Raw genomic sequence first — 24,324 nt, forward strand, 5'->3', positions numbered from 1 at the left:
CCCTCTTCAGTTGGACGCGGGCTCCCCGGAGAACCAGCGCTGTGGAGCGGGCCGGAGGTTCTGGTAGATGTGCTTCGCCTCCGTGTACTCGGCGAGCCCGGTCGGGCCGAGTTCGCGCCCGAAGCCGGACTGCTTGTAGCCACCCCATTCCGCCTGCGGCAGATACGGGTGGAAATCGTTGATCCAGATCGTGCCGTGCCGCAGCCGGTTCGCGACCCGCTGCGCGCGGGAGGCGTCCGAGGTGAACACCGCGCCCGCGAGGCCGTAGTGCGTGTCGTTGGCGATGCGGACGGCGTCGTCCTCGTCGGTGAAGGTCTCGACGGTGAGCACGGGGCCGAACGATTCGTCGACGACGGCGCTGCTGCCCTGCTTCACGTGGTCGAGGATGGTCGGCAGGTAGTAGTGCCCCTTCGCGAGCTCGCGATCGTCGGGGCGTTTGCCGCCGGTGCGCAGGACGGCGCCGTCTTCCAGCGCCGCGGCGACGTAGCGTTCGATCTTTTCCAAATGGGCGGCCGAGATCAGCGGACCGGTTTCAGCCTTCGGGTCGAAAGGTCCACCCAGTCGGATCAGTTCGGCACGGCGGACGAGTTCGTCGACGAACCTGTCATGCCACTCCTCTTGGACGATCAGCCGCGCGCCCGCCGAACAGACCTGCCCGGAGTGCAGGAACACCGCGGTCAGCGCGTAGTCGACGGCGGTCTCGAAGTCCGAGTCGGCGAAGACGACGTTCGGGTTCTTGCCGCCCAGTTCCAGCGCGACCTTCTTGATGGTCGCGGCCGCGGAGGCGGCGATGATCTTGCCGGTCGCGAGGCCGCCGGTGAACGACACGAGGTCGACGTCCGGATGCTCGGACAGCGGCGCCCCGGCCTGCGCACCGGCGCCGAGCACCAGGTTCGCGACGCCGCCGGGCAGCCCGGCCTCGGTCAGCAGCTTCATCAGCATGATCGAGGTGTGCGGGGTCAGCTCGCTGGGTTTGAGGACGAACGTGTTGCCCGCCGCGAGCGCGGGGGCGACCTTCCAGATGGTCTGCAGGAGCGGGTAGTTCCACGGCGTGATCAGCCCGCAGACGCCGACCGGCTCGTGCACGATCCGGCTGAACGCGTCCGGGTTGCCGGTGTCGACCACGCGGCCGGCGTCGTTCGCCGCGAGCTTGCCGAAGTAGCGCAGGCACGCGGCGATGTCGGCCATGTCGTATTCGCTCTCGACCAGCCGTTTCCCGGTGTCGAGCGACTCGGCGCGGGCGAAGGCCGCGGCGTCCCGGTCGAGCAGGTCAGCGGCCTTCAGCAGCAGGTCGCCGCGCTGCGGAGCGGGTGTCCGCGGCCACGGGCCGGTGTCGAACGCCTTCCTCGCGGCGGCGATGGCCGCTTCGGTGTCCTCACGGGTGCCTTCGGCGACCTCCGCGACCAGCGACCCGTCCGCGGGGCAGCGGATTTCCCGGCGACCACCGCCTACCGCGTCGACCCACTCGCCACCGATGAAAAAGTCCGCCATCAAGCCCTCCGGAACCGGCTCCTGCTCAACCGTCGAGCAGCGATTATCGCGGGCACCCCACGTGACCGCTACTTGGCAAAAGAGACCATGTTCACACCGTCGGGTGTCGAGTGGTGATTTTCTGACATGTGACCCGTGACGCGGTGGACGGAAGACTCTCAGGTGCCCTCCGTAGACTGGTCGGAACGGCGGAAGAGGAACCAGGCGAGGTGGGAGAGTGACGTTGCTCGAGTCCGTGCACGGACCGGCCGACTTGAAGCGGATGAACCCGGAGCAGCTCGACGAGCTGGCCGCGGAGATCCGGGACTTCCTCGTCGAAAAGGTGCGGCTCGCCGGTGGTCATCTCGGCCCGAACCTGGGTGTGGTCGAGCTGACCATGGCGCTGCACCGGGTCTTCGACTCGCCGGACGACGCCATCGTGTGGGACGTCGGTCACCAGGCGTACGTGCACAAGATCGTCACCGGCCGTCACGACGGCTTCGGCAAGCTGCGCCAGCTCGGCGGCCTCACCGGCTACCCGGCGCGCTGCGAAAGCGAGCACGACCTCGTCGAGAACAGCCACGCGTCGACCGCGTTGTCCTATGTGGACGGTCTGGCGAAGGCGTTCGAACTCGGCGGGGGCGGCAGGCACGCGATCGCCGTCGTCGGCGACGGCGCGCTGACCGGCGGCATGTGCTGGGAGGCGCTCAACAACATCGCCGCGAACCCGCGCCGCCCGGTCGTCATCGTCATCAACGACAACGGCCGCTCGTACTCGCCGACCATCGGCGGGGTCGCGGACCACCTCGCGTCGCTGCGGCTCAAGCCGGGCTACGAGCGCGTTCTGGACCGCGGCAAGGAACTGCTGCGGCACACGCCCGTCGTCGGCAAGCCGATCTACGCGGCGCTGCACGCGGCGAAGGCGGGCTTGAAGGACGCGCTGAGCCCGCAGATGATGTTCTCCGACCTCGGCCTCAAGTACCTCGGCCCGGTCGACGGGCACGATCTTGTCGCGCTGGAGAAGGCGTTCCAGAGCGCCCGCGACTTCGGCGGCGCGGTCATCGTCCACGTGGTCACCGAGAAGGGGCACGGCTACGAGCCCGCGGTGACCAACCAGGCCGACCAGATGCACCAGACCGACCCGATCGACCCGGAAACCGGCCTGCCACCGGTCAAGGGCCCGAGTTGGACCGGCGTCTTCGCCGACGAGCTGGTGAAGATCGGCGCCGACCGCGAGGACGTCGTCGCGATCACCGCGGCCATGCTGCGCTCGACCGGTCTGCACAAGTTCGCCGAGGCCTACCCGGACCGCTGGTACGACGTCGGGATCGCCGAGCAGCACGCGGTGACCTCGGCCGCCGGGCTCGCGATGGGCGGCAAGCACCCCGTCGTCGCGGTCTACTCGACCTTCCTGAACCGCGCGTTCGACCAGGTCCTGATGGACGTCGCGCTGCACCGCCAGCCGGTGACGCTGGTGCTGGACCGGGCGGGTATCACCGGACCGGACGGGCCGAGTCACCACGGCATGTGGGACCTCTCGCTGCTCGGCATGGTGCCCGGCATGCGGGTCGCCGCCCCGCGAGACGCCGGAACGCTGCGCGAGGAACTGCGGGAGGCCGTCGCCGTCGAGGACGGGCCGACGGCGCTGCGGTTCTCCAAGGGCGGCGTGGTCGACTCGGTGCCCGCCGTGGAACGCGTCGGCACCGTGGACGTGCTGCGCAAACCCGCCGGTGAAGCCGACGTCCTGCTCGTCGCGGTGGGCGCGTTCGCGATGCTCGGGCTCGCCGCCGCGGACCGGCTGGCCGATCAGGGCATCGGCGTGACCGTGGTGGACCCGCGCTGGGTCGTCCCCGCACCCGCCGAGCTGGTGGCGCTGGCCGAGCAGCACAAGCTCGTCGTGACCGTCGAGGACAGCGGGCGGCACGGTGGTTTCGGCTCCGCGCTGGCCGCGCTGTTCCGCGACGCCGAATGCGATGTGCCGCTGCGTGATCTCGCGGTGCCGCAGGTGTTCCACGACCACGGTTCGCGCGAGGAGGTGCTGGCCCGCGTCGGGCTCACCGCGCAGGACGTGGCGCGGCGGGTGACCGAGTGGTCGGCGAAGCTGGCTAGCCGGACGCCGGCGCCGGAGGACACGCACCGTTGAGATGCGCGTTCGTGGGGCCGTGACGACGTTGCGAAAGCCACTTTCGCAACGTTGAAGGTTGCGAAAGTGGCTTTCGCAACGTGGTGTTGCGGCAGATTCAGCCGAGGGCCGACCGGATCGCGACGGCGACGAAATCGCGGAATTACCTGATGTGCAAGGCGTTTCGATCGGTGTGCCACAGCGCCGGAGCGCGCGATACGCCCAAGTCGATCAGGCGACCGTGGGCCGGATCATCGTTCAAGCACGAGTTGCGGAGGACTGGGGCGTCGGCGAGGGCTGAGTCGGTGACCGTGTGATTTCTGGTCGTTAGATGACCAAAAACTCACACGGTCCGGCGCACTTGGGGGCCAGCACGCGCTAGGCCCGCCAGACAGTGCCTCGCCGCTCGTACTCCAGCACCACTTCGGCCCGCTGAGCGACCTTCGCGCCCAGAAAGCGCTCCACGAGCCCACAGCGAAACCTCGAGCCCCGCGGTGATCCCGCCGCCGGTGATCAGATCGCCGTCGTCGACGACACGCGCGTCGATCACCTTCGCGCCCTGTGCGGCCAGATCCGCCTTCGCGCCGTGATGCGTCGTCGCGTTGCGGCCCTTCGTCAGGCCGGCGGCGGACAGCACCATCGTGCCGGTGCAGATCCCGACGGGCAGCGCCCGCGACGCGGCGAGGCGCCGTAGAAACCCCTGATCGGCGTTGAGGCGGTGCACTCCGGGGCCGTTCCGGTCGGTGTAGCCGCCACCGGGCACGACGAGGACGTCGGCCTCGCCGGGCGACCACGAGCGCGGGACCTCGACGACGGTGCCGTAGGTGCATTTCACGGGTCCGGGCCGCCCCGCGGCCACGGGCGAGGTGACCACGGCGCCGCCGGTGAGCTTCCCGGCCAGGCCGAGTACTTCGACGGGCGCGACGAAATCCTGTTCCTCCACGCCGTCGAACATCAGGATCTGCACCCGTAACGGGGCGGCGGCGGAAGCGGCGGGCGCGGTGACGCCTGCCAGGCCGGCGGACAAGGCTGAAGCACGCAGAAACGTACGACGCTGCATACCCAGTGGTCGCGCGAAAAGGGGCTCAGGTTGGCTCGCGAAGCTCTTCGACGGAGCCGCGCGCGGTTCCCATCCGAAGGTGATCGCCGACGTGATTCTGAAGGCCGTCCGGGCCCGGCGCCCGAAGACCCGCTACGCCGCCGGGTTCGGGGCGAAGCCGATCCTGTTCGTGCGCCGGGTGCTCCCGGATCGCGCCTTCGACGCGCTGTTCCTCGGGGCGCTGCGTCGGTTCGCCTAAACCGCGACGGCCGGTTCCGCGACAGGCTCCGCGTAGGAGTAGACCTCCCGCGGTTCGGGGAAGAGCTTCACCAGCACCGGGTACGCGATCGCCGCCGTGCACAGCGTCACCACCATGCTGACGTCCACGCCGCCCGCGATGTCCTTGAACGGCCCGGCGATCATCGGGGTGTTGGCGGTCAGCAGGCCCAGCGTCGTCGCCGGGATCCACGCGGCCATCGCGCGCCAGTTCACGCCGCGGGTGAACCAGTAGCGCCCGCCCTTGCGGCCCTGGTTGAACACCTGGAGGTCGTCCGGATCGTAGAACCCGCGCCGCAGCACGAAACCGATCATCATGATCACCATCCACGGTGAGGTGCACAGCACGATCAGCGTCGCGAAGGCGTTGATGCTCGACACCATGTCCAGCACGAAATTGCCGACGAAGATGAACACGACACTGAGCGAGCCGATCAGCAGTGTCGCCTGCACGCGGCTCAGTTTCACGAAGATCGAGCTGAAGTCCAGCCCGGTCCCGTAGAGCGACGTCGTACCGGTGGACAGCCCGCCGATCAGCGCGACCACGATCAGCGGGATCGCGTACCAGAGCGGGGAGATCGCGGTCAGACCGGTGATGTAGTCGGCCGGGTCCGCGACCAGCGTCGCGGTGGCGATACCGAACCCGAACGGCAGCAACGTCGCCACCTGCGCCAGGAAGGGCGCGGCCAGCAGGGAACGGCGGCTGTGACGCGCGGGGATGTAGCGCGTCCAGTCGCCGAGGAAGGCGCCGAACGAGATCGGGTTCGCCATCGTGGTGAGCGCGGCAAGGATCCAGGTCGGCCAAAAATCCCCGAGCGCGTAGGTGCCGGTGCCGGCGAACCCGGGGTCGAACGTGCCGCCGTAGGCCACGATCCCGAGCAGCATGATCGCCGTGCCCAGCACCACGGCGACCCGGTTCACCAGCAACATGAACCGGTAGCCGTAGATGCACACCACCAGCGTCGCGATCGCGATGACGCCGTACGCGACACCGCGCAGCACTTCGCCGCCGTCGAAGCCGAAAAGCCGTTGTGCCGCACCGGCGACGGCGTCGCCGCTCACCCAGACCGAGATGGCGAAGAACGTGATCGCCGTCAGCAGGGAGAGGAAGGAGCCGACACAACGGCCGACGACGCCGAAGTGCGCGCCCGAGGAGACGGCGTTGTTGGTCCGGGTGAGCGGGCCGAACAACGACATCGGCGAGAGCACGAGCGCGCCGACGACCACGCCCGCGACGGTGGCCGCGACGGCCGCCCAGAAGCTCAGGCCGAAGGCGATCGGGAGCGTCCCGAGGATGATCGTGGCGAAGGTGTTCGCGCCGCCGAACGCCATCCGGAACAGGTCGCGCGGGCGCGACGTCTGTTCCTCCGGCGGGATCGGCGCGATACCGTGCTGCTCGACTTCGGTGACCTTGTCACCCATGGGGACCTCCAGCTATGCGTTTCGTCCTCTGAATGCGGTACTTGCGTGTGCAAGGACCGCGTCCAGAGGACGAAACGCGGTCAGGCGAAGCGGGTCATGACGTGCTTGACGCGGGTGTACTCGGCGAAGGAGTAGGACGAGAGGTCCTTCCCGTGGCCCGAGTGCCCGAAGCCGCCATGGGGCATTTCCGAGACCAGCGGCCCGTGGGTGTTGACCCAGACGCAGCCGAAGTCGAGTTCGCCCGAAACGCGGGTCGCGCGTGACAAGTCGTTGGTCCAGATCGACGACGCGAGCCCGTACGGGACGCCGTTGGCCAGGCGCACCGCCTCGTCCTCGTCCACAAAGGACTGGACGGTGATCACCGGGCCGAAGATCTCCTCCTGCACGATCTCGTCGTCCTGCTTCAAGCCGGAGATCACGGTGGGGGAGAAGAAGAAACCGCGGTCACCGGCGGGCGAGCCGCCGGTCTCCAAGCGGGCGTGGGCGGGAAGCCGCTCGACGAGGCCGCGAACCCGGCCGAACTGCGCTTCGCTGTTGAGCGGGCCGAAGTCCGTGCCGGGCTTCTGCGCGGCGGCGGCCTTGGTCAGCTCTGCGACGAACGCGTCGTGGATCGCCGCGTCCACCAGCACCCGGCTGCCCGCGGTGCAGTCCTGCCCGGCGTTGTAGAACGCCGCCCCGACGATGCCCTCGGCCGCCTCGGCGAGGTTCACGTCGCCGAAGACCAGCAGCGGCGCGTTGCCGCCGAGTTCGAGGTGCGTGCGCTTCAGGTCGGTCGCGGCGACGGTGGCGACGTCGATACCGGCGCGGGTCGATCCGGTGATCGACACCAGATCGGTGATCGGATGCTTCACCAGCGCGCGGCCGGTGTCGCGGTCGCCGCACAGTACGTTGAACGCGCCCTGCGGCAGGAACTCCGCCGCCACCTTCGCCAGCAGGACGGCCGTCGACGGAGTGGTCTCCGCGGGCTTCAGCACGACGGTGTTGCCCGCGGCCAGCGCCGGGGCGATCTTCCACACGCCCATCATCAGCGGGTAGTTCCAGGGCGCGATCTGCGCGCAGACGCCGACCGGCTCGCGACGGATCGCGGACGTATGCCCGGGCAGGTACTCCCCGGACGCGGTGCCTTCGAGCTGCCGTGCCGCACCGGCGAAGAACCGCAGCGCGCTGACGCATTCCGGGATCTCCTCGTCCAGCACGACGGCGCGGATCTTGCCGGTCTCGCGGATTTCGAGTTCGGCGAACTCCTCCGCGCGGGACTCCACCGCGTCGGCGATCTTCAGCAGCGCGAGCTGCCGCTGGGCCGGAGTGCTCTTGCGCCACACCTTGAACGCCCGCTCGGCGGCCACCAGTGCGGTGTCCACATCGGACTGCTCGGACAGGACGCTGGTGCCGAAGACCTCGCCGGTGGCGGGGTCGACCAGATCGAGCGTCCGCGAGCCCGACGCCGGTACCTCGGCGCCGTCGACGAAATTCAGGACCTGAGTCATTTCTTCTCCAGGTGGGTCGGCTCGAACATCTTCAGGAAGGCGGGGAGGACAACCACTGACGGACCGGGTGTGCCCAGCGCGTCGGCAAGGTCCTTCCCGATACTGTCCAAAAAGGACACGGTGGCACCGACGCCGAAAGACTCCGCCAGCGCGGCGAAATCGGGCCGCGCGAGTTCGGTGGCCGTGGACTGGCCGAACGCGCCGGTCAGGTATTCGCGCAGGATGCCGTAGCCGCCGTCGTCGATGACGAGCCACGTGACGTCCAGCCCGTGCTGGACCGCCGTCGCCAGTTCCGCGATGCCGTACATCGCGCCGCCGTCACCGGACACCGCGAGCGTCGGGCCGCCGGTCGCCGCCGCGCCGCCCAGCGCGCCGGGCAGGCCGTAGCCGAGCCCGCCCGCGCCCTGCGCGGTGTGGATCGGCGCGCCTTCGGGGTTCCACGCCGACCAGGCCCAGTAGGCCGCGATCGTCATGTCCCAGAACGTCTGCGTGCCTTCGGGGATCGCCGCGCGGATGTCGTCGATCAGCTTGCGTTCGGCCGCGAGATCCTGTGCGTCGAGGCGTTCGCGTACGTTGGTCAGCAGTTCCGCGACCGCTTCTTCCGCGACGCCGTCGCTCTGACGGAACGGAACCAGCTCCAGAAGTCCTTGCAGGACAAGGCGGACGTCGGCGTGGATGCCCAGCGCCGGGTAGTTCGACTCCAGTTTCCCGAGGTCGGCCTCGACCTGGATCACCCGGCCGCGCGGGGCGAATTCGCGATAGTTGCTGGACAGCTCGCCGAGCCCGGAACCCAGCACCAGCAGTACGTCCGCGGCCGACAGGAACTCGGTGCTGTGCCAGTCTTCGAGCCACGACTGCCCGGAAAGTTCGTGGTCCCAGCCGAAGACGCCCTTGCCGCCGAACGTCGACAGCACCGGCGCGCGCAACGCCTCCGCGAGCGCCTTCAGCTCCGCCTGTGCGCCCGACCGCAACGCGCCACCACCGGCGAGGATCACCGGATTCTTAGCCGCGCCAAGGAGATCCGCGGCCTCGGCGACGAGCTCCGGCAACGGCGAAAGCGGTGCGGGCTGTGCGGTCACGGACGTGATCCGCGGCAGATCCGTCGTCGCCAGCAGGATGTCCTGCGGGATCTCGACCCATACCGGCCCGTACGGCGCGGTCGCCGCCGATTCCCAGGCTTCGCGCAGCGCCGTCGGGATCTGGCTGACGGTGCGCACCACGTGCACCGACTTCACCACGTCACGGAAACTGGCCTGCTGATCGGGCAGTTCGTGCAGATACCCGTGCCGTCCGCCGCCGAGCCCGGCGACCGGGATCTGGCTGGAGATTCCGAGCACCGGAATCGAAGCCGCCCGGGATTCCTGCAAGGAAGCCAAAGTCAGCAACGCGCCGGGACCGGTCGACACGATCATCGGCGTCACCGGGACCGGACCCTCGGGATCCGCCGCGAGCCGGGCACGGGCGTGCCCGTCGGCCGCGAACGCCAGGTTGTTCTCCACCCGTGAGCTGATGACGCGCAGGTCGTCAGTGCGCCGCAGCGCTTCGAACAGGCCGAGCGCGTGCTGGCCCGGCAGGCCGAACACGGTGTCCGCGCCGAGCGCGTGCAGGGTTTCGACGACTACATCGCCGCCTATCCGTTGTGTCATGCGCTCTTTCCCAGGCTGAGCAGGCTCACCAGGTCGTAGGCGACGTGGGAGGCCGCGATGGCGGTGATCTCGGCGTGATCGTAGGCCGGGGCGAGCTCCACCACATCCGCGCCGACGAGGTTGCAGTCCCGCAGCCCGCGCAGGATCTCCAGCAGTTCACGGCTGGTCATGCCGCCCGCTTCGGGGGTGCCGGTGCCCGGGGCGTGCGCCGGGTCGAGCACGTCGATGTCGACGGAAATGTAGAGCGGGCGGCCGCCGATGCGCTGGCGCAGCGCGTCGACGGTCTCGGCGACCCCGCGGCGCATGACGTCGCCGGAGGTGACGATGCCGAACCCGAGGCGGCGGTCCTCTTCCAGATCCCGCTTGCCGTACAGCGGGCCGCGCGTGCCGACGTGGGACAGCGCTTCGGTGTCGAGGAGGCCTTCCTCGGACGCCCGCCGGAACGGGGTGCCGTGGGTGTACGGCTCGCCGAAGTAGGTGTCCCAGGTGTCGAGGTGTGCGTCGAAGTGCAGCAGCGCCACCGGTCCGTGCTTCTTCGCCGCCGCCCGCAGCAGCGGCAGCGCGATCGTGTGGTCACCGCCGACGGTCACCAGCCGCGTCCCGTCCGCGGTCAGCGCCTCCGCCTCGCTCTGCAGGGTCTCGATCGCCTCGCCGATGTTGAACGGGTTGAGCGCGATGTCGCCCGCGTCGACCACCTGCGTTTCGGCGAACGGGGAAACGTCGAGTTCGGGGTGGTACGGGCGAAGGAGCCGGCTGGCCTCACGGAGCGCCGCGGGGCCGAACCGCGCACCGGGACGGTAGGACACCCCGGCGTCGAACGGCACCCCGACGACGGCGACGTCGGCATGTTCGACCTGATCGATCCGCGGCAGCCTCGCGAAGGTCGCGAAACCGGCGAACCGGGGAACCCTCGAAGAGTCGACGGGTCCGATCGGGGTCTGCTCAGGCACTGTGTCTCCTTCGAATGGTTTCAGGACTGCGAAGCGGCGAGTTTCGCCTCTTCTTCTTCGGCGGCCGCGCTGCCGTTCAGGCGGCGCGTCCACACGGTGAGGATCTCGTCCGAGGTCCGCGGGGTGAGGAAGCTGACCAGCAGGTACACCGCGAGGCTGGACCCGAGGCCCCAGTAGATCGGGCTGTTGGCCTCGACGCCGTCGACGAACATGAACGTGATGACCACGACGGTGCCGACGACCATCGACGCGAGCGCGCCCTGGCGGGTGCCACGTTTCCAGGCCAGACCGCCGATGATCGCGACCAGCAGGCCGCCGACGAGGATGTCGTAGGCGATGGTCAGCGCGTTGACGACGTCGTCCACCAGCATCGCGATGCCGATCGCGGCGATACCGAGGACCAGCGTGGTGACCCGGTTCCTCGCGACCTCGTCCGCCGCCTTCTTGAGGCCCAGCTTGGAAAGCAGGTCGGAGGTGCTGACCGTCGAGCACGCGATGAGCGCGCCGCTCGCGGTCGACATCATCGCCGAGAGCGCCGCCGCGAGCACCAGGCCGCGGACTCCGGCGGGAAGCTGGTCCTCGACGATGGTCGCGAACGCGTCCTGCGCGCTGGCGAGGTTGGGGTACAGCGTCTTGGCCGCGGTGCCGATCAGCGCGCCGGCGAGACCGTAGACCAGGCAGTAGACGCCGGAGATGACGCCGCCGCCGGTCGCGATGCCCGGCGTCCTCGCGGTGAACACGCGCTGCCAGATGTCCTGGCCGATCAGCAGCCCGAAGCTGTAGATGAGGAAGTAGGTGAAGATCGTGTCGCCGCCGATGGCGGTCAGTTCGAAGTAGCTTTCGTCCAGCCGCGCGGCCATCCCGTCGAAACCGCCCGCCGAGACGATCGAGACCGGCAGCAGGATCAGCAGGATGCCGATGGTCTTGATGACGAACTGGACGATGTCGGTCAGCGTGATCGACCACATGCCGCCGAGCACCGAGTAGAGCACCACGATCGACCCGCCGATGGCGATCCCCGCCCAGCTCGGGACGTTGAACAAGACCTTGAAGATGGTGGCGAACGCCAGCGTCGAGGTGACGGTCAGCATCAGCGTGTAGCCCCACATGACCACGCCGGAGATGGTGCTGGTGGAACCGCCGTAGCGCAGGTCGAGCATCTCGCCGACGGTGTAGACCCGCAGTTTCACCAGCCGCCGCGCGAACAGGGTGTGGAGGACCAGGATGCCGACGCCGATCGCGATCACGAGCCAGGCGCCGGAGATGCCGTAGGTGTAGCCGAGCTTCACCCCGCCGACCGTCGAAGCGCCGCCGAGGACGACCGCGGACATCGTGCCCGAGTACATGAACCAGCCGAGGCGGCGGCCCGCGACGAGGTAGTCGGATTTGGTCTTGGCGAGCCGCAGCCCGAACCAGCCGACCCCGATCATGCCCGCTATGTAGAGCGCGATCACCGCGTAGTCACCGGCCACGGTGTCCTCCTTGACTTGGGGCTGTTCGCTTCGTTCGGGTCACCGTAGGTTCGTTCGCGGCTTGAACGACATGGGATGATCCATCCGAACTCCGGTCTGAGTGAGGATGAAATGACCCAAAGCCGCGATCCGTTCGGCTCGGATGTGAATGTCCCGTTACGGGCCGTGGTCGGCAACCCGGAACTGGCGATCGACCCGGTCGTGGAGACCCTGCGGCCGGGCGCGCTCGACGCCCCGGTGCGCTGGGCGCACGTCAGCGAGCTGCTGGATCCCGCGCCGTACCTGCTCGGGGCGGAACTGCTGCTCACCGCCGGGGTGAACCTGCCGGTGGACGCGGCCGAGATCGGCCGCTACGTCCGGCGGCTGGCCGAAAGCGGGATCTCCGCGCTGGGGTTCGGGCTCACGCCGGGCACCCACGAGACCTTGCCGCCGGCGCTGCGGTCAGCGTGCGCGCGGTACGGGCTCCCGCTGCTGGTCGTCCAGCCGCGGACGCCGTTCCTGGCGATCAGCCGCGCGGTGTCGGTCGCCTTGGCGGAGGCGGGGCAGCGGGAACAGCGGCGGATCGCGGTCGCGCGCGAGGCGCTGACCAGGGCGGCCGGTGACGGGCTCGGCGAACTCGCGAGCGCGTTGGCCGGGCGGCTGGGGGCCTGGGTGGCGCTGGTCGGCGTCGGCGACGTCCTGGCCGCGGACCACGGGGCGCCGTCACCGCTGCCGCCGGAAGTCCGGGAACTCGTCGCCACGCTCCGGACGGGCCGCGGGATCCGCAGCGCCACGACGGAACTGGCCGACGGCACGCACGTCGTCGCGCAGCCGGTGTACCCGCAGGCGACGGCGTCGCATCTGGTCGTGGTCGGCCGCGTGGCGCGGTTCGACGGCGCGGACCGCTCGATCCTGTCGGTCGGGGCGGCGCTGCTCGGGCTGGTGGGCCGCGCGGGTTCGGACGCGGCCGGCCTCGGCGCCACCGCCACGGCGTTGCTGCTGGGCGAGACCGGCGTGATCGGTGGGGACGAACGCCGTCTGGTCGCGGGGATCGCGTACCGCCGCGGGCCGAACGAGGTCGCCGCCCGCTACGACTGGCTGCGCGCCCGGCTCGACACCCCGCTCGTCCGGTTGCGGCCGGGGCCGCGGTTCACCGCGATCGTCCGCGAGGCGCCGGAGATCGACGACCTCGACCGGCTCCGCGCCGACGGCTGGCTCGCGGTCGTGGGTTCGCCCGTCCTGCCCGGACGGCTTCCCGAGGCTGCGGGCGAAATCGAGCTGCTGCTGACGCGGGCCGCCGCACTGGGACGGCCGGTGGTGGCGGAAAGCCCTTCGGGGCTCGACGCGCTCATCGATCCGAGCGCCGCGGCCGGGTTCGCCGCGCAGGCGCTGGCGCCGCTGCGGGAACTCGACCGGAAGGGCGACCGCGAACTGGTCGGCACGCTGCGGACCTGGCTCGCGCACCACGGTGGCTGGGACCGGACGGCCGCCGAACTCGGCGTGCACCGCAACAGCGTCCGGCACCGGATCGGGCAGATCGAACGGGCGCTGGGGGTGGATCTGGCGGATCCGGAGATCCGGATGCGGCTGTGGTTCGCGCTGCGGTGGTCATGAGTCGCGATTCGGGTTGGAGCCGCCGGGTTGATGCCGGGCTCTGTCCGTGAAGGCCTCCTTGAGGGACTCTGGGTCCCTCAAGGAGGCCTTCACGGACTCGATCATCGCCACGTGCACCCCACCGGCATCAGCAGTCACAAAAGCCGCGCGTCAAGGGCCCTTTCCCTCGGCTCAGCCGAGGAAACTCGGCCTTCATACCTTCCCGAAGTACATGAAGCCCCCCTTCACTGCGCCAGGCGCAAGGAAGGAGGCCTTCATGTACTTCGGGCGGCACGGAGCGTCGGTACGGAGGCGGTCGAGTCTCACGAGTCCAATAAGGTCACTCTCAGGAATCTATGGCAACGTAGGGTCGTGCGAATTCTGGTAGTCGAAGACGAAGAACCCCTCGCCGACGCGATCGCACGCGGCCTGCGGCGCGAGGGTATGGCGGTGGACATCGCGCTCACCGGTGACGACGGGCACGAGAAGGCCGCCGTCACCCGGTACGACGTCGTGCTGCTCGACCGCGACCTGCCCGGCATGTCCGGTGACGACCTGTGCCGCGAGATCGTCGCGTCCGGCGAGCTGACCCGCGTCCTGATGCTGACCGCGAGCAGTTCCGTCTCGGACCGTGTCGACGGGCTTTCCCTCGGCGCCGACGACTATCTCGCCAAACCGTTCGCCTTCCCCGAACTCGTCGCACGCGTGCGGGCGCTCGGCCGCCGCGCGACCCCGGCCGCGCCGCCGCTGCTGACTTCGGGCGACGTCGAACTGGACCCGGCGAGGCGGACCGTCCGCCGCGCGAGCGGTCCCGTCGAGCTGACCCGCAAGGAGTTCGGTGTCCTGGAGGTCCTGCTGTCGGCCGCCGGTTCGGTGGTCAGCAGTGAGGAACTGCTCGAACGCGTGTGGGACGAGAACGCCGACCCGTTCACCACCACCGTGCGGGTCACCGTGATGACACTGCGCAAGAAACTCGGTGAGCCGGGCATCATCGAGACCGTCGTCGGCTCCGGCTACCGGGTGCCGGAGCAGGGGACCGCACGCGGGTGAACCTGTCCGGTGCCCGCAGCCTGCGCGCGCGGGTCACGCTGCTCGCGACCGGGCTGGTGGCACTGGTCAGCCTCCTGTTGCTCTGGCTGACCTGGAATCTGGTCGGCGACGCGGTTTCCGCCGTCCCGCAGCTTCCGCCGGGCACCACGGTGCGGGTCGACGGCGTCGACGTCGACGCGTCCGCCGTCACCGAGCACCTACGGGTGTACGCCACGAACCGGGTACTGCTCTTCGGCGCGGTCGCGTTCTGTTTCGTCGTGCTGGCGGCGGGGATCCTCGCGTGGACGTTCACCGCGCGCGTCCTGCGGCCGCTGCGCGAGATCACCGGTACCGCGCGGCGCCTGTCGATCGAATCGATGGGGGAGCGGATCGGCGAGGTCCGCACGAAGGACGAACTCGCCGAACTTGCCGAGACCTTCGACGACATGCTCGACCGGCTGCAGGCCGCGTTCGACGCGCAACGGCATTTCGTCGCGAACGCCAGCCACGAACTGCGGACACCGCTCGCGGTCATCCGCACCGAACTCGACGTCACCCTGGCCGACGAGCACGCGGACGAAGCCGAATTACGCCGGATGGCGGGTGTGGTCCGCGACGCGACCGAGCGCGCCGAGCGGCTGGTCGGTTCGCTGCTGCTGCTCGCGCGCACGGACGGCGCGGGGCTGGTGGCGAGGGAACCGGTCGATCTCGCGGTGATCGTCGCGAGCGCGTGGCGCGCGGCGCGGCCGGACGCGGAGAAACGCGGCCTCCGCGCCGAATTCGCGACCCAGGGAGCGCCGACGTTCGGCGATCCGGCGCTGCTGGAACGGATCGCCGGGAACCTGCTGGAGAACGCCGTGCGGCATAACGTCGACGGCGGCTGGCTGGACGTCGTCACGCAGGCGGGTCCACAGTGGTCGGTGCTGCGGGTGCGGTCGTCCGGCGGGCTGCTCGACCCGGCCGCGGTCCCCGAACTGTTCGAACCGTTCCGCCGCGCCGGCGTCGCCAGGACCGCCCGCACCGGCGCCGGGCTGGGCCTTTCGATCGTGCGGGCCGCGGTGCAGGCGCACGGCGGCACGGTGTCCGCGGAACCCGTTGTGGGCGGCGGTCTTTCGGTGACCGTGCACCTGCCCGCTCTGCCCTGACCCCCGGCGCGGGTTACGGTTCAAGCATGGTTCCCAGTATTCGGCTGAACAACGGAACGTCCCTCCCGCAACTCGGGTTCGGGGTGTACAAGATCGGCGACGACGAGGTCGTGGGCGCGGTTCGCACCGCCATCGAGGCGGGTTACCGGGCCATCGACACGGCGACCCTGTACGCCAACGAACGCGGCGTCGGCGAGGCCGTCCGCACCAGCGGGCTGCCCCGCGAGGAACTGTTCGTCACCACGAAACTGTGGAACACCGAGCACGGCTACGACTCGGCGTTGCGTGCCTTCGACACGAGCCTGAGCGAACTCGGTCTCGAGTACGTCGACCTGTACCTGATCCACTGGCCGCTGCCGTCGCAGGACAAGTACGTGGAAACGTGGCGGGCGCTGGAAAAGATCGCCTCCGACGGCCGGGCGAAGGCGATTGGTGTCTCGAACTTCCAGATCCCGCATCTGGAGCGGCTGATCGAGGAGACCGGCATCCTCCCGGCGGTGAACCAGATCGAATGTCATCCGTGGCTGCAGCAGCCGTTGCTGCGGAACTTCCACGAGAAGCACGAGATCGTCACCGAGGCGTGGGGTCCGCTGGCGCGCGGCGGGGATCTGCTCGCCGACGAGAAGATCACCACGATCGCGGAGAAACACGGCAAGACGCCGGCACAGATCGTGCTGCGTTGGCATGTCGAGATGAATCACCTGGTGATCCCGAAATCCGTCACGCCGGAACGGATCAAGGAGAACATGGACGTCTTCGACTTCGCGCTCGACGCGCACGACGGCGCCGCGATCGCGACGCTCGAGCAAGGGAAGCGGCTGGGCCCGGATCCCGACAAGCTGGGCGCGTAGGCGATGCCTCTTACCGCATTTCGTCCTCCAAATGCGGTAAGAGGCACCCGGCGGACCAGCGCGGCAAGCCGATCGCGACGCCGATTGTCCATAAAGGACACCAGGGTCTGGTCGGGTGTCCGCGTTGGGGGCTTCGCGCGGGGGTCGTGAGTGGTAATGGTCGTTCTAACCCTCTTTACCACTCACGACCCCAGCGCAAAACGGGCGCCGAAAGCCGAAGTGCGGTCCCTATGGACAGTCGTAGGCGCGTCGGATCCTGTGGCGACCGGGTCACGCGAGGTTTCGGGACCTTGGCAAGGACTACCGCACGTCCACGAAGATCGGGTTCCCGTACAGCCACAGGTCTTCGAACGGGTTCGACTGCCCGATCACGTCGGCGCTCGGCTCGATCCCGCCGGGCACGTGCTTCTTGCCGTCCGTTCCGCGTGTGCGCACGAAGAACGGCTCACGCACGTTGCGGAAGGTGTGCCGGAAGGCGACCCGCCTGCCCGGCGCCCACCGCGGTTCGAAGGACCGCACGACCCGTGTGCCCGGGGCGGTCTGCGTGTCGCGGTCGGCGGCCGGGCCGGTCACCGGTCCCGAAACGAGGTCGAGCCGCGCGAGCCGGGGGGTCGTGCCGCCGCCGTTCGGCCGGGTGGCCAGCTTCGCGGAGACGACGACCGTGACGTCGGATCCGCGCCGGACCCGCAGCCTGCCGCCCATCGTCGCCGAACTCCAGCCGCTGTAGGCGGCGAAATCCAGTTCCTGCGCGAGCCCGCCGTGAACCACCCAGACGCGTCCCGCGCGCAGGCCCTCCAACACACCTTCGTGGCTTCGGCGCGACACACCGACGACGGTCCGGCTGAACTCGGCGGGCGCGAAGTCCGCGTACGGGGGCAGAGTCTGCGGGACGCCGGTGTCGATCGGGTCCGGGTAGGCGCCGTGCTCGTCGTAGTACCCGTCCGGGACGCCGGGCCGGACGTGGGTGTCGCCGCGGTTGTAGTGCGAGTCGGAGTTGCTGGTGATCCACCACGGCTTTCCTTCGGCCAGCAGCGAATCCCAGAGCCCGCCGACGGTCGCGGTGCTCCAGTCGAAGCCGCCGTAGGTGCGGTAGGCGGACTCCGGGAAACCCGGCCACGAGTTCGAACCGGGGGAGTTGCCGTAACCGCCACGCGCGCCACCGCCGCTCCCGAGCGGTTTCGGGAAGCCGTCGGCCTGTGCCCCCGGCGCGCCTTCCATACCGATGACGATCCCGGGCGCGGCGTCGCGCAGCGCGCGGATCTCGTGCGGGGCGATCCGGCCGTTGCGCAGCGGGTGGTTGACGACCACCACCGGCGCGTGGATCCGGCGGGCCCGCTCTTCGGCGGCGAGCCAGCGGATCGCCGCGACGGCCAGCGCTTCGTTGTCCGGGGTGCCCGGCTCGGTCCCGGTCAGCCGCCAGTCGAAGGCGCGCTCGAACTCACGCAGTTTCGCGGCCTGGTCCGCACCCGCCTGGAAGAACAGCGTCGCGTGCTCGGCGCCCGGCACGTTCCACTCCATGCCTTGCCACAGCAGGAGATCGGGGTGCTCGCGCCGCGCCGCCCGGATAGCGGCGTCCGTGCGCTCCACCGACGACCTCTCGTGTGCGGCGTGGCCGTGATCGGTGATCACCGCCCAGTCGGCCCCGTGACGGCGGGCGTCGACGGCGATTCCGTCCACTGTGTACATCGCGTCGTAGGAGTACTGCGTGTGGATGTGGTGATCGCCCACCAGCCACCGGTAGCGGTCCCGGCCGAAGAGCAGGTTGACATCGATGTCGAGGTCGAGATTCAGGTCGAGGGCTTCCGCCGGGGCGGTGGCGGCGAGCGGGGCGCCCGCGGCCGCCGCGGACACGAGGCCCGCGCGCTTGAGGAATCCGCGGCGGTCGACGCCGGGTTTTTGGCTGTTCACCGGCGGCACGGTAAAGAGCCCGGCTGAACGGGTGATGTCCGCACGGCGAATGAACCGCGCCGTGTGATGATCGTCCCTGTGGAAGAACCGGAACCGACACCCAAGGCGCCGCGGCGGTTGCTCTGGGTGGTCGGAGTCGTCGCGGTCCTGGTCGTCGCGGCGGGCGTGACGACGGCCGTCATCGTCGTGAACCGGGTCACCGATGCGCCCGCCCCGGCGGCGCTGCCCCGGGACACCGTGCCCGTTCCTCTGGGGGAGCGGGAACTCTGCGGGCTCCGGTTGCTCATGGCCGTCGGTCCCGACGCGGACATGGCCGTCGCCGCTCAGGCGCTCCAGGACGATCCGAAGGCCCGCCGGGTGCTCACCGAAACCAAGGCGCAGGCGTACGAGCGCTTCAAGAAGCTCTTCGCGGACCGGCCGGACATGCTGGAGCTGGCGACGCCGGACCTGCTCCCCGCGGCCGTCCATCTCGTGCCCGTGGCCGGAACCGACGTCGAAGCGTGGGCGAACGAGCTGCGGCAGCGGTTCCCCAAGGCGGAGAAGGTCGAAGTGCTCGATCCCGCGCGGATCGCCGCTCAGATGACGACCACGCCGCCGCCCTGCCCGCCCTCAGGGGAACGCTGACGGCCCGTCTCCCCGGGGGATGGCCGGGGAGACGAACTTTCCCGTACAAGCCCAGGATTTCATGGAAACGTAGCTGTCCGCCATCAAATCCACGGAAAACGTGAAAACCACCGCCGGCGATCAAGAGATCGCCGACGGTGGCCTTTCGGCGACGCTCAGGAGAGCGGCACGCTCGCCACACCCGGGGCCAGGAACGGCTTGCCGTTGACCTTCTCGGACACGCCCGCCCGATCCAGGTACGGCGTGATGCCGCCGAGCCAGAACGGCCAGCCTGCGCCGAGGATCAGGCACAGGTCGATGTCCTGCGCCTCCGCCACCACGCCCTCGTCGAGCATGATCCGGATCTCCTCCGCGATCGCGGCCAGCGCGCGGTCACGCACCTGCTCCGACGTCGACGGCGCGTCACCCTGCTGCCAGAGTTCGGCCACCTCGGGGTCGACGGTGGCGTTGCCGTGAGCGTCCCACTGCCAGACGCCCTTCTTGCCCGCCTTGACGAAGCGGTCGAGGTTCTCGCTGACGGTGAACCGGTCCGGGAACGCCTCGTGCAGGGTCTCCCCGACGTGCAGGGCGATCGCGGGCCCGACGAGCTGCATCAGCGTCAGCGGCGTCATCGGCAGGCCCAGCGGCTCGAGTGCCTTGTCCGCGACCTCGAACGGCGTGCCTTCGTCGACGGTCACCAGCACCTCGCCGAGGAAGCGCAGCAGCAGCCGGTTGACCACGAACGCGGACGCGTCCTTGACCAGCACGCTCGACTTCTTGAGCTGCTTGCCGAGCGCGAACGCCGTCGCCAGCGCGGCGTCGTCGGTCTTCTCCGCGCGGACGATCTCCAGCAGCGGCATCACCGCGACCGGGTTGAAGAAGTGGAACCCGACCACACGTTCCGGGTGCTTGAGCTGCGACGCCATCGCGGTGATCGACAGCGACGACGTGTTCGTCGCGAGGATCGCCTCGGGCGAGACGTACTGCTCCAGGTCGGCGAAGACCTTCTGCTTGACGCCCAGCTCCTCGAACACCGCCTCGATCACGAAGTCGGCGTCGGCGAACGCGGACTTGTCGAGCGAGCCGGTGACGAGCGCCTTCAGCCGGTTCGCGCCGTCCGGCGAAACCCGCTTCTTGGCCAGCAGCTTGTCGATCTCACCGTGCACATAGGACACACCCTTGTCGACGCGTTCCTGGTCGACGTCGGTGAGCACCACGGGCACCTTGAGGCGGCGGACGAACAACAGCGCCATCTGGCTGGCCATCAGGCCCGCGCCGACGATGCCGACCTTGTTCACCTTGCGCGCCAGCGACTTGTCCGGCGCGCCCGCCGGCCGCTTGGCGCGTTTGTTGACCAGGTTGAACGAGTACAGCCCGGCGCGCAGGGTGTCGTCCATCAGCAGTTCGGCGAGCCCGTCGGTCTCGGCCGCGTAACCGCGGTCCAGATCGTTCTCGCGGGCCAGCTCCAGCAGCTCGACGGCCTTGGTCGCGCCGGGGGACGCGCCCTTGGTGCGTCCGTCCACAATGGCCTTGGCGCGGGCGATCGCGGCGTCCCAGCCCGCGCCGCGGTCGATCTCGCGGCGGGCGGGGGTGATCTCGCCGTTGACGACCTTCGCCAGCCACAGCAGCGACTGTTCCAGGTAGTCGGCCGAGCCGAAGACCTCGTCGACGATGCCGAGCTCCGCCGCCTGCGCGACCTTGAGCATCTTGTTCTGCGCGAGCGCGTTCTCGATGATCACGGTGACCGCGGCGTCCGGGCCGATCAGGTTCGGCAGCAGCTGTGTGCCACCCCAACCCGGGAACAGGCCGAGGAAGACCTCGGGGAACGCGATCGCGGCGGTGTTCTCCGAAAGCGTCCGGTAGTGGCAGGAGAGCGCGAGTTCGAGCCCGCCGCCCATCACCGCGCCGTTGACGAACCCGAAGGTCGGGATCTCGGTCTCGGTGAGCCGCCGGAACACGTCGTGCCCGGTCTGCGCGATCTCCCGCGCCAGCGCCGGATCCGCGACCGCTTCGACACCGGAAAGGTCGGCACCGACGGCGAAGATGAACGGCTTGCCGGTGACCGCGATCGCGGCGGGTTCCGCGGCGAAGGCGGCGTCGATCGCGGCGTTGAGGCTCACCAGGCCCTGCGGGCCGAAGGTGTTCGGCCGGGTGTGGTCGTGGCCGTTGTCCAGGGTGATCAGCGCGACCGGCTTGCCGAGGCCGGGCACCTTCACCAGCCGTGTGACCGCGTTCGTGACGACCTCGTCGGGGAAGGCGGCTTTCGCCTGCTCAGCGGTGAAAGTCATGTTACTTCGCCCCCTCGAAGGCCGGGTTCTCCCAGATCACGGTGCCGCCCATGCCGATGCCGATGCACATGGTGGTCAGGCCATAGCGCACGTCGGGGCGCTCGGCGAACTGACGCGAGAGCTGCGTCATCAGCCGGACGCCGGAGGACGCGAGCGGGTGACCGCAGGCGATCGCGCCACCCCACTGGTTGACGCGGGGGTCGTCGTCGGCGATGCCGAAGTGGTCGAGGAACGCGAGCACCTGGACGGCGAACGCCTCGTTGATCTCGAACAGGCCGATGTCGTCGATCGACAGGCCGGTGCGCTTGAACAGCTTCTCGGTGGCGGGCACCGGGCCGATGCCCATGACCTCCGGCTCGACGCCCGCGAAGGCGTAGCCCACCAGGCGCATGCCGATCGGCAGGCCGAGCTCGCGGGCGGTGTCCTCGTCGGCGAGCAGGGCCGCGGTGGCGCCGTCGTTGAGACCGGCCGCGTTGCCCGCGGTGATCCGGCCGTGCGGGCGGAACGGCGTTTTCAGCCCGGCGAGCTGCTCGACGGTGGTGCCGGGGCGGGGCGGCTCGTCTTCGGTAGCGAGGCCCCAGGCCGAGACACTCTTTCCCGTCGAGGCCGCATCAGCGGAGCCCAGTTCCTTGGAGCGGGTGGCGACCGGGACCAGCTCGGGGCCGATCTTGCCGGTCTTCACCGCTTCGGCGTACTTCTCCTGGCTGCGCGCGGCGAAGGCGTCGGTGCGCTGCTTGGTGATCTCGGGGAACCGGTCGTGCAGGTTCTCCGCGGTCTGGCCCATGACGAGCGCCGTCGGGTCGACGAGCTTGTCGGCGATGATGCGCGGGTTCGGGTCGACGCCCTCGCCCATCGGGTGGCGGCCCATGTGCTCGACGCCGCCGGCGATGGCGATGTCGTACGCGCCGAAGCCGATCCCGCTCGCGGTCGTGGTGACCGCGGTCATCGCGCCCGCGCACATGCGGTCCAGCGCGAAGCCGGGCACCGACTTCGGCAGGCCGGCCAGCAGCGCGGCGGTGCGGCCGATGGTCAGGCCCTGGTCCCCGATCTGGGTGGTGGCGGCGATCGCCACCTCGTCGACGCGTTCGGGCGGCAGCTCGGGATGCCGCCGCAGCAGTTCACGGATGGCGTTGACGACGAGATCGTCGGCACGGGTGCCGGCGTACATACCCTTTTCGCCTGCCTTGCCGAAGGGCGTTCGCACCCCTTCGACGAAGGCGACATTGCGTACCGACCGCGCGTTCGGCGCGAGCGGTGTTGCTCCTGCGGCCACGAATGCTCCTGAAGTAGAGGTAGTCCTGACCGCACCCTAGCCCTGGTTACCGGTCGGTAACCAGGATGGTGGCCCGGTCGAGTGGGGGAAGGCACACTCCCGGGTTCACCGGGCCGCCCGGCTCGGCCGCTTGGCCGATCCGGGAGTGGTGGGGAAGTTGCTATGTTCGACGTGATCAGGGGGAGGGATCACGATGAACTCGCCGGGGCCGGCCGTCACCCGTCGTGCGCTGCTCGGGATGGCGGTCGCCGCGTCGCTGGCCGCTTGTACTCGCGGGACTCCGCCTCCGAGCCCTTCGTCCCCTCCGCCTTCTCCGCCGCCCACCACGCGTCAGTTCCATGACCGCTTGATGGAGCTGGAGAAGAAGTTCGACGCCAGGCTCGGCGTGTACGCGGTCGACACCGGAGGCGGCGCCACGGTCGAGCACCGCGCCGACGAGCGCTTCGCGTTCTGCTCGACGTTCAAAGGGGTGGCCGCCGCCGCGGTTCTGCAGCGCAATCCGTTGTCCCATCTGGAAACCCGGGTCGAATACTCGCGCGGCGACCTGATGAAGCACGCTCCGGTCACCGGGCGGCACGTGGCCACCGGCATGACGATCCGCCAGCTGTGCGACGCCGCGATCCGATTCAGCGACGGTACCGCGGGCAATCTTTTACTGCGGGACCTCGGCGGCCCCGGCGAACTGACGGCGTTCACGCGCAGCCTCGGCGACACCGTCACCCGGATGGACCGCGTCGAACCGGCCATCACCGAGGCCACCCCGGGCGACCCGCGCGACACCACGACACCGCGGGCCTTCGCCGCCGACTACCGGGAGATCGTGCTGGGCGACGCGCTGCCATCCGACAAACGGGACTTCCTGCGCGACCTCTTCCAGCGCAACACCACCGGCGCCCAGCGGATCCGGGCGGGTCTGCCGCCGGGCTGGACCGTCGCCGACAAGACCGGGACCGGCGACTACGGCACGCTGAACGACATCGCCGTCGTATGGCCGCCGGACAAGGCGCCGCTCGTCGTCGCGATCATGTCCAGCAAGGCGGCCAAGGACGCTCCGTACGACCAGGCACTGCTCGCCGAGGCCGCGAAGTACGTGGCCGAAACGCTGGCTTAGGCCGAACTCACGCGAGTTACGCGTTAGTTGCCGGTGGCGCTGGGAAGCAGGGCTGGGCAGCCGCCGGTCTTGTAGGCCGGGTCGTACTCGAAGTGCCATTTCTCGTTGTCGTAGCGGCGGCACCAACCGAGCGCGCCGCCGTTCTTGTCGACCCACGCGGCCGAGTTCAGCGGCTGGATGTCGACGGCGATTCCCTTGACGTGCATGGACGTCTCCGGTTGCAGCGCCCACTTCTTGGCCTGCTCCACGGAGCCGAACCGCTCGACGGCCTTGTCGAACTCGCGCTGCTGCTGGCTCCGGCTGCGTTTGCCGTCGTTCACGCAGAGCGTGATGTTCTGTGCTTTGGCCTTGGCGCGCAGGGCGTTCCACGCATCGATCACGTCCGGGCGCATGCCGAAGGTCTCTTCGTCGACATAACGCTTGTCGACGGCGCACGTCGGGCCGGACTCGGGTCCGGGAACCTCTTCCAGGACCGCGAGCGCCTGCCCGTTCACCGGCTTGGCGGCCAGGCCGGTGGCGCCCAGCGTCACCATCGCGGCCACGACGAGACCCAGCGCCACGAGCACACTGATCGCGGTCCGGCGGCTGGAGGTGGATGTGGTCGGCACCACTCCGAAGCTACCCAGCAGCTGACGAGGCGCCAGGGTTTGTGAGGTTGTT

At 69.6% G+C, this 24,324-nt stretch carries 19 protein-coding genes; 8 read left to right on the forward strand and 11 right to left on the reverse strand.

Annotation, left to right across the window (positions count from 1 at the left end; genetic code table 11):
* Positions 1-6: 6 nt before the first annotated feature.
* Entirely contained in the window at positions 7-1,491 is a 1,485-nt protein-coding gene (locus ACLJQ7_RS17760) for an aldehyde dehydrogenase family protein (RefSeq protein ID WP_410649309.1), read from the reverse strand.
* A gap of 217 nt (positions 1,492-1,708) precedes the next feature.
* On the opposite strand from ACLJQ7_RS17760, the gene dxs reads away from it, so the two are divergent.
* Positions 1,709-3,613 carry a 1-deoxy-D-xylulose-5-phosphate synthase gene (gene dxs / locus ACLJQ7_RS17765; protein ID WP_410649310.1) on the forward strand — a complete coding sequence of 635 codons (1,905 nt, stop codon included), beginning with the start codon at positions 1,709-1,711 and terminating at the stop codon, positions 3,611-3,613.
* A gap of 322 nt (positions 3,614-3,935) precedes the next feature.
* Here the strand turns inward: dxs and ACLJQ7_RS17770 are convergent, their stop codons facing one another.
* Entirely contained in the window at positions 3,936-4,619 is a 684-nt protein-coding gene (locus ACLJQ7_RS17770; protein WP_410649311.1) for a DJ-1/PfpI family protein, read from the reverse strand.
* 124 nt (positions 4,620-4,743) lie between these two features.
* On the opposite strand from ACLJQ7_RS17770, the gene ACLJQ7_RS17775 reads away from it, so the two are divergent.
* Positions 4,744-4,890: a hypothetical protein gene (locus ACLJQ7_RS17775; protein ID WP_410649312.1), complete on the forward strand. Its 147-nt coding sequence runs from the start codon at positions 4,744-4,746 to the stop codon at positions 4,888-4,890.
* Here the strand turns inward: ACLJQ7_RS17775 and ACLJQ7_RS17780 are convergent.
* From ACLJQ7_RS17780 to ACLJQ7_RS17800, 5 genes are all read right to left on the reverse strand, one after another.
* Positions 4,887-6,329 (reverse strand): purine-cytosine permease family protein, encoded by a 1,443-nt coding sequence (locus ACLJQ7_RS17780; RefSeq protein ID WP_350599171.1) that lies wholly within the window; start codon positions 6,327-6,329, stop codon positions 4,887-4,889. The two genes, ACLJQ7_RS17775 and ACLJQ7_RS17780, sit on opposite strands and share 4 nt — an antisense overlap.
* A gap of 80 nt (positions 6,330-6,409) precedes the next feature.
* On the reverse strand, positions 6,410-7,816 hold the full coding sequence (locus tag ACLJQ7_RS17785) for an aminobutyraldehyde dehydrogenase (RefSeq protein WP_410649313.1): 1,407 nt from the start codon (positions 7,814-7,816) through the stop codon (positions 6,410-6,412).
* The gene (locus ACLJQ7_RS17790) at positions 7,813-9,462 is read right to left on the reverse strand and encodes a thiamine pyrophosphate-binding protein (RefSeq protein WP_410649314.1); all 1,650 of its coding nucleotides are present in this window, start codon (positions 9,460-9,462) and stop codon (positions 7,813-7,815) included. Before ACLJQ7_RS17790 ends, ACLJQ7_RS17785 begins: the two co-directional genes overlap by 4 nt.
* The gene (gene speB / locus ACLJQ7_RS17795; protein WP_410649315.1) at positions 9,459-10,412 is read right to left on the reverse strand and encodes an agmatinase; all 954 of its coding nucleotides are present in this window, start codon (positions 10,410-10,412) and stop codon (positions 9,459-9,461) included. The genes ACLJQ7_RS17790 and speB overlap by 4 nt, the downstream gene beginning before the upstream one ends.
* Before the next feature lie 20 nt (positions 10,413-10,432).
* Positions 10,433-11,884 (reverse strand): sodium:solute symporter, encoded by a 1,452-nt coding sequence (locus ACLJQ7_RS17800; protein ID WP_410649316.1) that lies wholly within the window; start codon positions 11,882-11,884, stop codon positions 10,433-10,435.
* A 111-nt stretch (positions 11,885-11,995) separates the two neighbouring features.
* On the opposite strand from ACLJQ7_RS17800, the gene ACLJQ7_RS17805 reads away from it, so the two are divergent.
* The 4 genes from ACLJQ7_RS17805 to ACLJQ7_RS17820 all read left to right on the forward strand — a co-directional run bounded on the left by ACLJQ7_RS17805 (position 11,996) and on the right by ACLJQ7_RS17820 (position 16,481).
* Complete coding sequence (locus tag ACLJQ7_RS17805) at positions 11,996-13,477, forward strand: PucR family transcriptional regulator (protein ID WP_410649317.1); 1,482 nt, start codon at positions 11,996-11,998, stop codon at positions 13,475-13,477.
* Between the two features lie 351 nt (positions 13,478-13,828).
* Complete coding sequence (locus tag ACLJQ7_RS17810) at positions 13,829-14,506, forward strand: response regulator transcription factor (RefSeq protein ID WP_007033550.1); 678 nt, start codon at positions 13,829-13,831, stop codon at positions 14,504-14,506.
* Positions 14,503-15,630: a sensor histidine kinase gene (locus ACLJQ7_RS17815; RefSeq protein WP_410649318.1), complete on the forward strand. Its 1,128-nt coding sequence runs from the start codon at positions 14,503-14,505 to the stop codon at positions 15,628-15,630. Before ACLJQ7_RS17810 ends, ACLJQ7_RS17815 begins: the two co-directional genes overlap by 4 nt.
* Positions 15,631-15,656: 26 nt before the next feature.
* Positions 15,657-16,481, forward strand: a complete 825-nt coding sequence (locus ACLJQ7_RS17820; RefSeq protein ID WP_410649319.1) for an aldo/keto reductase — start codon at positions 15,657-15,659, stop codon at positions 16,479-16,481.
* Between the two features lie 300 nt (positions 16,482-16,781).
* On the opposite strand, the gene ACLJQ7_RS17825 is transcribed toward ACLJQ7_RS17820, so the two are convergent.
* Entirely contained in the window at positions 16,782-18,389 is a 1,608-nt protein-coding gene (locus ACLJQ7_RS17825; RefSeq protein ID WP_410649320.1) for a histidinol-phosphatase, read from the reverse strand.
* A 78-nt stretch (positions 18,390-18,467) separates the two neighbouring features.
* Here ACLJQ7_RS17825 and ACLJQ7_RS17830 point away from each other — a divergent pair, with 78 nt between their 5' ends.
* Complete coding sequence (locus ACLJQ7_RS17830; RefSeq protein ID WP_410649321.1) at positions 18,468-19,013, forward strand: permease-like cell division protein FtsX; 546 nt, start codon at positions 18,468-18,470, stop codon at positions 19,011-19,013.
* 155 nt (positions 19,014-19,168) lie between these two features.
* On the opposite strand, the gene ACLJQ7_RS17835 is transcribed toward ACLJQ7_RS17830, so the two are convergent.
* Positions 19,169-21,280: a 3-hydroxyacyl-CoA dehydrogenase NAD-binding domain-containing protein gene (locus ACLJQ7_RS17835; protein WP_410649322.1), complete on the reverse strand. Its 2,112-nt coding sequence runs from the start codon at positions 21,278-21,280 to the stop codon at positions 19,169-19,171.
* 1 nt (position 21,281) lies between these two features.
* Positions 21,282-22,553 carry a thiolase family protein gene (locus tag ACLJQ7_RS17840; RefSeq protein WP_410649323.1) on the reverse strand — a complete coding sequence of 424 codons (1,272 nt, stop codon included), beginning with the start codon at positions 22,551-22,553 and terminating at the stop codon, positions 21,282-21,284.
* Between the two features lie 193 nt (positions 22,554-22,746).
* On the opposite strand from ACLJQ7_RS17840, the gene bla reads away from it, so the two are divergent.
* A complete protein-coding gene (gene bla, locus ACLJQ7_RS17845; protein ID WP_410649324.1) occupies positions 22,747-23,664 on the forward strand; it encodes a class A beta-lactamase in 918 nt (305 codons plus the stop codon).
* 23 nt (positions 23,665-23,687) lie between these two features.
* On the opposite strand, the gene ACLJQ7_RS17850 is transcribed toward bla, so the two are convergent.
* Positions 23,688-24,275, reverse strand: coding sequence for a D-alanyl-D-alanine carboxypeptidase family protein (locus tag ACLJQ7_RS17850; RefSeq protein ID WP_410649325.1), 588 nt, complete (start codon positions 24,273-24,275; stop codon positions 23,688-23,690).
* Positions 24,276-24,324 lie beyond the last annotated feature (49 nt).

The organism is Amycolatopsis sp. cmx-4-54, from assembly GCF_046548895.1.
Lineage (GTDB): Bacteria > Actinomycetota > Actinomycetes > Mycobacteriales > Pseudonocardiaceae > Amycolatopsis.

Coding starts and splice junctions, on each gene's coding strand:
- ACLJQ7_RS17785 (WP_410649313.1), bottom strand. CDS start 7,816: ATGACTCAGGTCCTGAATTTCGTCGACGGCGCCGAGGTACCGGCGTCG.
- bla (WP_410649324.1), top strand. CDS start 22,747: ATGAACTCGCCGGGGCCGGCCGTCACCCGTCGTGCGCTGCTCGGGATG.
- ACLJQ7_RS17780 (WP_350599171.1), bottom strand. CDS start 6,329: ATGGGTGACAAGGTCACCGAAGTCGAGCAGCACGGTATCGCGCCGATC.
- ACLJQ7_RS17760 (WP_410649309.1), bottom strand. CDS start 1,491: ATGGCGGACTTTTTCATCGGTGGCGAGTGGGTCGACGCGGTAGGCGGT.
- ACLJQ7_RS17790 (WP_410649314.1), bottom strand. CDS start 9,462: ATGACACAACGGATAGGCGGCGATGTAGTCGTCGAAACCCTGCACGCG.
- ACLJQ7_RS17820 (WP_410649319.1), top strand. CDS start 15,657: ATGGTTCCCAGTATTCGGCTGAACAACGGAACGTCCCTCCCGCAACTC.
- ACLJQ7_RS17805 (WP_410649317.1), top strand. CDS start 11,996: ATGACCCAAAGCCGCGATCCGTTCGGCTCGGATGTGAATGTCCCGTTA.
- ACLJQ7_RS17835 (WP_410649322.1), bottom strand. CDS start 21,280: ATGACTTTCACCGCTGAGCAGGCGAAAGCCGCCTTCCCCGACGAGGTC.